This is a genomic window from Bartonella sp. ML70XJBT, assembly GCF_028618425.1.
Taxonomy (GTDB): domain Bacteria; phylum Pseudomonadota; class Alphaproteobacteria; order Rhizobiales; family Rhizobiaceae; genus Bartonella.
This window is the reverse complement of record NZ_JAQISX010000019.1, coordinates 21,407-28,410: the sequence shown is the minus strand read 5'-3', so window position 1 is coordinate 28,410 and position 7,004 is coordinate 21,407. Positions and strand designations below refer to the sequence as shown.

General features: G+C 41.1%; 13 protein-coding genes. All 13 read left to right on the top strand.

Annotation, left to right across the window (positions count from 1 at the left end; all coding sequences use genetic code 11):
- Window positions 1–258 (top strand): EexN family lipoprotein (locus tag PVV65_RS07615; RefSeq protein ID WP_273789770.1); only part of this gene is annotated, 258 nt, incomplete at its 5' end.
- Window positions 259–260: 2 nt separating this feature from the next.
- Window positions 261–659: an EexN family lipoprotein gene (locus tag PVV65_RS07610; RefSeq protein WP_273789768.1), complete on the top strand. Its 399-nt coding sequence runs from the start codon at window positions 261–263 to the stop codon at window positions 657–659.
- 283 nt (window positions 660–942) lie between these two features.
- Complete coding sequence (locus tag PVV65_RS07605; RefSeq protein ID WP_273789769.1) at window positions 943–1,248, top strand: EexN family lipoprotein; 306 nt, start codon at window positions 943–945, stop codon at window positions 1,246–1,248.
- Window positions 1,249–1,250: 2 nt separating this feature from the next.
- Window positions 1,251–1,649: an EexN family lipoprotein gene (locus PVV65_RS07600; RefSeq protein WP_273789768.1), complete on the top strand. Its 399-nt coding sequence runs from the start codon at window positions 1,251–1,253 to the stop codon at window positions 1,647–1,649.
- Between the two features lie 26 nt (window positions 1,650–1,675).
- Window positions 1,676–1,882 carry a hypothetical protein gene (locus tag PVV65_RS07595; protein WP_273789767.1) on the top strand — a complete coding sequence of 69 codons (207 nt, stop codon included), beginning with the start codon at window positions 1,676–1,678 and terminating at the stop codon, window positions 1,880–1,882.
- Between the two features lie 49 nt (window positions 1,883–1,931).
- Entirely contained in the window at window positions 1,932–2,327 is a 396-nt protein-coding gene (locus PVV65_RS07590) for an EexN family lipoprotein (protein WP_273789766.1), read from the top strand.
- A gap of 26 nt (window positions 2,328–2,353) precedes the next feature.
- Complete coding sequence (locus PVV65_RS07585) at window positions 2,354–2,557, top strand: hypothetical protein (RefSeq protein ID WP_273789765.1); 204 nt, start codon at window positions 2,354–2,356, stop codon at window positions 2,555–2,557.
- Between the two features lie 54 nt (window positions 2,558–2,611).
- Window positions 2,612–2,992, top strand: coding sequence for an EexN family lipoprotein (locus PVV65_RS07580; RefSeq protein ID WP_273789764.1), 381 nt, complete (start codon window positions 2,612–2,614; stop codon window positions 2,990–2,992).
- Window positions 2,993–3,039: 47 nt separating this feature from the next.
- On the top strand, window positions 3,040–3,936 hold the full coding sequence (locus PVV65_RS07575; protein ID WP_273789763.1) for a type IV secretion system protein: 897 nt from the start codon (window positions 3,040–3,042) through the stop codon (window positions 3,934–3,936).
- Window positions 3,937–3,943: 7 nt separating this feature from the next.
- Window positions 3,944–4,234 carry a type IV secretion protein VblB7 gene (locus PVV65_RS07570; protein ID WP_273789762.1) on the top strand — a complete coding sequence of 97 codons (291 nt, stop codon included), beginning with the start codon at window positions 3,944–3,946 and terminating at the stop codon, window positions 4,232–4,234.
- Entirely contained in the window at window positions 4,231–4,902 is a 672-nt protein-coding gene (locus tag PVV65_RS07565) for a virB8 family protein (RefSeq protein WP_273789761.1), read from the top strand. The genes PVV65_RS07570 and PVV65_RS07565 overlap by 4 nt, the downstream gene beginning before the upstream one ends.
- Window positions 4,903–4,904: 2 nt before the next feature.
- Window positions 4,905–5,756, top strand: a complete 852-nt coding sequence (gene virB9, locus PVV65_RS07560) for a P-type conjugative transfer protein VirB9 (protein WP_273789760.1) — start codon at window positions 4,905–4,907, stop codon at window positions 5,754–5,756.
- A 39-nt stretch (window positions 5,757–5,795) separates the two neighbouring features.
- Entirely contained in the window at window positions 5,796–6,977 is a 1,182-nt protein-coding gene (gene virB10, locus PVV65_RS07555) for a type IV secretion system protein VirB10 (RefSeq protein WP_273789759.1), read from the top strand.
- The last annotated feature ends 27 nt before the right edge of the window (window positions 6,978–7,004 follow it).

Here is a 7,004-nt window from a genome sequence, read left to right as displayed (position 1 = left end):
GCTGCTGGATGTGAAAAAACCTATAGCGTCGCTGAATTTAAAAAAGATGAAAAATTACGCCTAGAGTGGGATGCTAAATGTGGATTTGCAGGGACTTCAAAAAATTGTGAAAACATGCGGTTAGCATTCTTAGAACTTGAGAAGGAACGTCAGGCAAAAGCTAAAGAAATATGGAATGCTACATTTGGGATAAAAGAGCATGCTGAGGAAGAACAAAAAGCGAAAGAAAAAGCAGAACAACAACAGGACAATCACTAATCATGAATAAAGTTCTCATAACAACATTGCTCCTTTGCACAGGGCTCATCACCGCTGGCTGTGAAAAAACCTATAGCGTCGCTGAATTTAAAAAAGATAAAAAACTGATGGAAGAGTGGAATGCTAAATGTGGATTTGCAGGAACCGCAAAAAATTGTGAAAACTTAAGGTTAGCGCAACTTGAACTTCAAAAGGAATATGAAGCAAAAGCGGAAGAGAGAGCGCGTGAACGCGAAGAAGAAAGTCGCAAAGCGATGGAAAGATTTGATGCCGCAATGGAAGCTAGACATCAAAGAATGCAAGCTGAACTAAAAAGACTAAAAGCTGAAGAAAAAGCAAAAGAACAAGCCGAACGAGAAGCAAAAGAGCGCGCGGCAAAAGAACAACAAAATAACCATTAAGACACAATGAAGAGCGGAGCATCTCAATGGCAGTAGAAAGCAAAGGCGTATTCACTGATAGAGATGATATGTTAATGGAGCCTCTTATAGAGCTAACGGATAACATCTATTGCGCTTTAGCTGCTCAACTTAAAGAGCTGTACACAACTCTATACTTCATTTATGGCAACATTATATCACTGCCCTAGATTTATCATCACTGGTTATAAAAACCAGAACACAAGCATAATTTAAAAATTGTGCTCAAACCTTGTAAAACTGAAAGGAAAAAGGGGAAATATTTATGAATAAAGTTCTCATAACAACATTGCTACTTTGCACTGGAATTATCGCTGCTGGATGTGAAAAAACCTATAGCGTCGCTGAATTTAAAAAAGATGAAAAATTACGCCTAGAGTGGGATGCTAAATGTGGATTTGCAGGGACTTCAAAAAATTGTGAAAACATGCGGTTAGCATTCTTAGAACTTGAGAAGGAACGTCAGGCAAAAGCTAAAGAAATATGGAATGCTACATTTGGGATAAAAGAGCATGCTGAGGAAGAACAAAAAGCGAAAGAAAAAGCAGAACAACAACAGGACAATCACTAATCATGAATAAAGTTCTCATAACAACATTGCTCCTTTGCACAGGGCTCATCACCGCTGGCTGTGAAAAAACCTATAGCGTCGCTGAATTTAAAAAAGATAAAAAACTGATGGAAGAGTGGAATGCTAAATGTGGATTTGCAGGAACCGCAAAAAATTGTGAAAACTTAAGGTTAGCGCAACTTGAACTTCAAAAGGAATATGAAGCAAAAGCGGAAGAGAGAGCGCGTGAACGCGAAGAAGAAAGTCGCAAAGCGATGGAAAGATTTGATGCCGCAATGGAAGCTAGACATCAAAGAATGCAAGCTGAACTAAAAAGACTAAAAGCTGAAGAAAAAGCAAAAGAACAAGCCGAACGAGAAGCAAAAGAGCGCGCGGCAAAAGAACAACAAAATAACCATTAAGACACAATGAAGAGCGGAGCATCTCAATGGCAGTAGAAAGCAAAGGCGTATTCACTGATAGAGATGATATGTTAATGGAGCCTCTTATAGAGCTAACGGATAACATCTATTGCGCTTTAGCTGCTCAACTTAAAGAGCTGTACACACTCTATACTTCATTTATGGCAACATTATGTCACGGCCCTAGATTTATCATCACTGGTTATAAAAACCAGAACACAAGCATAATGTAAAAATTGTGCTCAAACCTTGTAAAACTGAAAGAAAGAAGGGGAAATATTGATGAATAAAGTTCTCATAACAACATTGCTATTTTGCACTGGAATTATCGCTGCTGGCTGTGAAAAAACCTATAGCGTCGCTGAATTTAAAAAAGATAAAAAATTGATGGAAGAGTGGAATGCTAAATGTGGATTCGCAGGAACCGCAAAAAATTGTGAAAACTTAAGGTTAGCGCAACTTGAACTTCAAAAAGAATATGAAGCAAAAGCGGAAGAGAGAGCGCGTGAACGCGAAGAAGAATATCGCAAAGAAATGGAAGAATATGACGCAAAAATAGAAGCTGAACATCAAAGAAGACAAGCTGAAATAAAAAAACTAAAAGCTGAACAAAAAGCAAAGGAACAAGCTGAACGAGAAGCAAAAGAAAAAGCTGAACAGAAACAAGATAATAATTAAGACACAATAAAGAGCGGAGCATCTAAATGGCTGTAGAAACAAAAGGCATATTCACTGATAGAGATGATATGTTAATGGAGCCCCTTATAGAGCTAACGGATAACATCTATTGCACTTTAGCTGCTCAACTTAAAGAGCTGTACACATTCTATACTTCATTTATGGCAAGATTATGTCACTGCCCTAGATTTATCATCACTGGTTATAAAAAACCGATAACACAAGCATAATTTAAAAATTGTGCTCAAACCTTGAAAAACTGAAAGGAAAAAGGGGAAATATTTATGAATAAAGTTCTCATAACAACATTGTTGCTTTGCACTGGAATTATCGCTGCTGGATGTGAAAAAACCTATAGCGTCGCAGAATTTAAAAAAGATGAAAAATTATTTGATGAATGGGTCACGAGATGTGGAGGGATAGGAACTTCAAAAAATTGTGAAAACCTAAGAGTAGCAGGCGCTGAACTTGAGAAAGAACGTCGGGCAAAAATTGAAGAAGAAAATCGCAAAATAGATGAAAAATTTAAAGCTGAACAAAAAGCCTGGATTGAAAAAATTGAAGCTGATACTAAAAGATTACGAGCTGAGCGAGAAGCAAAAGAGCGCGCCGCAGAGGAACGAAGAGCAAAAGAGCGTGCTCAACAGCAACAGAATAATAATTGACAGCAGAAATGATTATATTTGGAAACATTAAATAGAATGGGTGTACAATGGCATTCGACAAAATAGCTACCTTTACCGAGGCAGAAAAAACGTTAATCGAACCTATTGTAAATATAATGCATAACTCCGTTGAACATCTCTCTTCGGCTTTAAGTGGTCCGCTTAAACTATCTTGTACCATTTACATTATATTTATAGGGTACAATATCATCTCTGGACGATCTTCTATGCCACTGTGGGAGTTTATAGCGACAACTTTCAAACTTGGCATCATTGTTGCACTCGCCACAAACGCTGCTCTTTATAATGAGTGGGTCGGGGATTTATTTTTCAATAGTCTGCCGGATGCCATTGCACACGCCACACAAGGGACAATACACTCAGATAAAAATATATGGGATGATCTGTTAAATAAAGCTGTTTCACATATTTTTGATGCAGTAAAAAAAGCTTCATGGCTTGCAATAGGGGCGTATATTATTTCAGGGATATACGCTTTGCTCTGTTACTTTATTTCTGCTTTTTTTTGCCTGATTGGTTTTTACGTCACAATGTTTGCTAAGCTAGGTTTATTTCTTCTCCTATCATTAGGACCACTCTTCATAAGCCTCTCTATGTTTTCACCAACAAGGCGTTTTACAGAAGCATGGTTAGGGCAAGTTGCAAATTTCATTATTTTACAGGTATTAGTCATCTTGCTTGGGAGTATGTATATCAAACTTGCAATGAACGTCTTTACAAAAAATATTGAAGATCTCATGTTTGCTTATGGCGAATTCATGGTGGTTGGCATCGGGGGTATTTTTCTTTTCTTCAATTTACCTAGCATGGCATCCGCTTTAACCTCTGGGGGGGCTTCCCTTACAGGCTCAGGAGGAGCTAAAACAATAACGGGTGGCGTTAAAAAATTAGCATCACTATTAAAAAAAATACCAAAGGTTTAAATTTAAAATGCGGGAATTAAAAAAAATTGGGGTCATCTTACCTTTTCTCTTTCTCAGTGGCTGTATGTCTTCATCACACACACTGAAGTCACTTCCAAAGTGTGATGGATATTCTAAACGTCCACTCAACCGCTCTATGTGGAATTGGGAGGGGAAAAAACCCACACCCACCCCCATCATCATCAGTAACAACACCACCCCCTCACCCTTAAAAGAGGGAAAGCTGGAAATGCTTCTGGCACAAAAGTTAACCGATGAAGAAATGAAATCCTACAAAAATTGCGGGCAAAAAGCATGAAAAAAAAAGACGTAGAACAATACATTGCTGAAGCGCGCTCCTTTGATCAAGATCGCATGCTCGCTTCACGACGCACCACCCGTGCCTCACTCACCATCGCTGCGATAGCCGTTATCGTAGCGGTCATGTCATCCTTTGCGGTCATCACCCTCACACCACTTAAAACGGTAGAGCCTTTTGTCATCCGTGTGGACAATTCAACCGGTATCACAGAAGTGGTGGAAGCCTTAAAAGAAGCACCCACCAATGTCGATGAAGCCATCACACGCTATTTTGCCGCAAAATATGTCCGCTCTCGTGAAGGCTTCACCACAGAAGAAATACAAAACAACTTTAAAACGGTCTCTCTCCTCTCCTCCACTGAAGAGCAGGAAAGATTTGCCAGCTGGTACGGCGCAAGAAATCCACAAAGTCCACAAATTCTCTACAAACATGCCACCGTTACAATAACGATAAAATCAATCTCCTTTATCAATGACGATGTCGCCCAAGTGCGTTACTACAGAACAATCCATGATAATGACAACAACAAAGAATTCATTACCCACTGGGTTGCAACGCTCACCTTCGAATATATTAACGCCCCCATCTCTGTCCAAAACCGCCTGATAAATCCTCTTGGGTTTATTGTTAATGAATATAGAACTGATCCGGAAGTGGTCAACTGATCATGACAAAAAAAATCCTTTTTCTTATTCTCAGCATCCTCGTCCTTTCTCCTACACCTTGGAGTAACGCCAGTGTTTTTCCCACCCGCGCGCCGAGTGATAGCCGCATTCGCTTTATCAATTATGATGCTTATAATGTCACAAAAATTATTGGCTCCATCCGCTCTTCCGTTCAGATAGAATTTTCTGCCAATGAAGAAATTGCGCATGTCGCCATTGGCAACAGCGTTGCATGGGAAGTCGCACCAGCAGGCAATATTCTCTTCCTCAAAGCGCGCGAAGTCCAACCCATCACCAATCTCCAAGTCGTCACCACAAAGCTTGATGGCTCAAAACGCTCCTATCAATTTGAACTGATCATCAAAGATGGAGAAATTTCCTCTGGACAAGAAACCTATTTCCTCGTGAAATTTCGCTACCCCCAAGAAGAAGCAGAACAAAGAAGACTTGCCGCCCTTCTGCGACAAGAAAAAAAACAAGCCCAACAAATTGATAATGTCTTCAACGCTTATGAAACCTACGGACCACGCAATTGGGCTTACACCGCACAAGGCTCAAGCAACCTTGAACCCTCCTCTGTATACGACAATGGCAAAACCACAACATTCACTTTCCCTGCCAACCAAGAAATCCCTGCCATTTACATCGTGAGCAGTGATGGTACAGAATCGCTAGTTCCCAAAACCACAAGAGGCAACATGGTTATTGTCCATGCCATTAGCGCACGCTTCACCCTAAGACAGGGAAGAAATGTCCTCTGCATCTTTAACGAAGCCTATCAACCAAAAGGCATCAATCCAGACACCGGAACAACCTCACCATCTGTTGAACGTAAAATTGCATCAGATCTTTAAACATCTTTAAATAAAGCGGGAATTAAAGGGGACCAACACATGAGTGATAAAACCACGAACGAAGATCGAGGCTCCATTAGCGATAAACGCAACAATACCTCACAAAGCCTTGGCAAAAAAATAGTTGTCGCAATCGCCTGTATAGGAGTCTGCGCCTATGTGGTCTGGAACATCTTATCCTCTCCCGAAGAAAAAAAAGACACTGCAAAACCTCATAAAAAACAAGAAAAAAGCTTTCGCAACACCCTCGCGCCTTTAGAGATCCTCCCCTCCACCCCGCGTGCCAAAATGGCGCCCATAACCCTCCCCCCTCCACAACCACTCGCACCAGCCCCCAAAAAAGACGACCCCTTACTTGATGCCGCAAGACGCGCCCCTGTCTTAGCTTTTGCCAAAGGCTCTAAATCTGAATTAAAAAATGTCGTCAACAATGCTTTCAACCCCCTTGAGAAGTTGAATGCCCTTGAAAATCTCTCTCAGATGCAAAATTCTCCTGCCGCTCAAAACACACAAAATTTTGCAACCCTGTTAAAACCCACCACATCAGAAGAAACAAAAGCAAAACTCATCGGCAATAGAAACTTTATCATCGCCATGGGAACCTCTATCCCCTGTATCTTAGAAACCGCCTTAAACAGCGACCAACCAGGCTTTGCCAGCTGCATTATTAACCGCGATATCCTCTCTGACAATGGACGCGTTGTTTTACTTGATAAAGGTACCCAAGTGGTTGGCGAATATCGCGGAGGCATCAAACAAGGGCAATCCCGTCTCTTCGTCCTCTGGACCAGAGCAAAAACCCCAAACGGGATCATCATCCCCCTTGCCTCACCCGCAACCGACAGTTTAGGACGAGCCGGCTTTGATGGCAACATCAACACCCATTGGTGGGAACGCTTTGGCTCTTCCCTTTTACTCACCGTTATTGATAGCGCCACAACCACCCTCACCAACAGAATGCAAAACAAGAATAAAGCAGGGGCAAACAACGCTGGAGGTGGTGGTTTTGAAGGCGCAAACAACATGGGAAAAGATGCAGCAAGTATCGCTCTTGAAAACCAAATCAACATCCCCCCTACCTTAGAAAAATTCCAAGGCGAACTGGTCAATATTTTCGTTGCAAGAGATCTCGACTTTTCCTCTGTCTATAAACTAACGCTCACCCATAAAAGGAACAACGCTTACTCCCGCTCAACCCCGGGCTATTCCTTTTTTCATTAGTCACTCTCACAGTCAATAAAAACACAT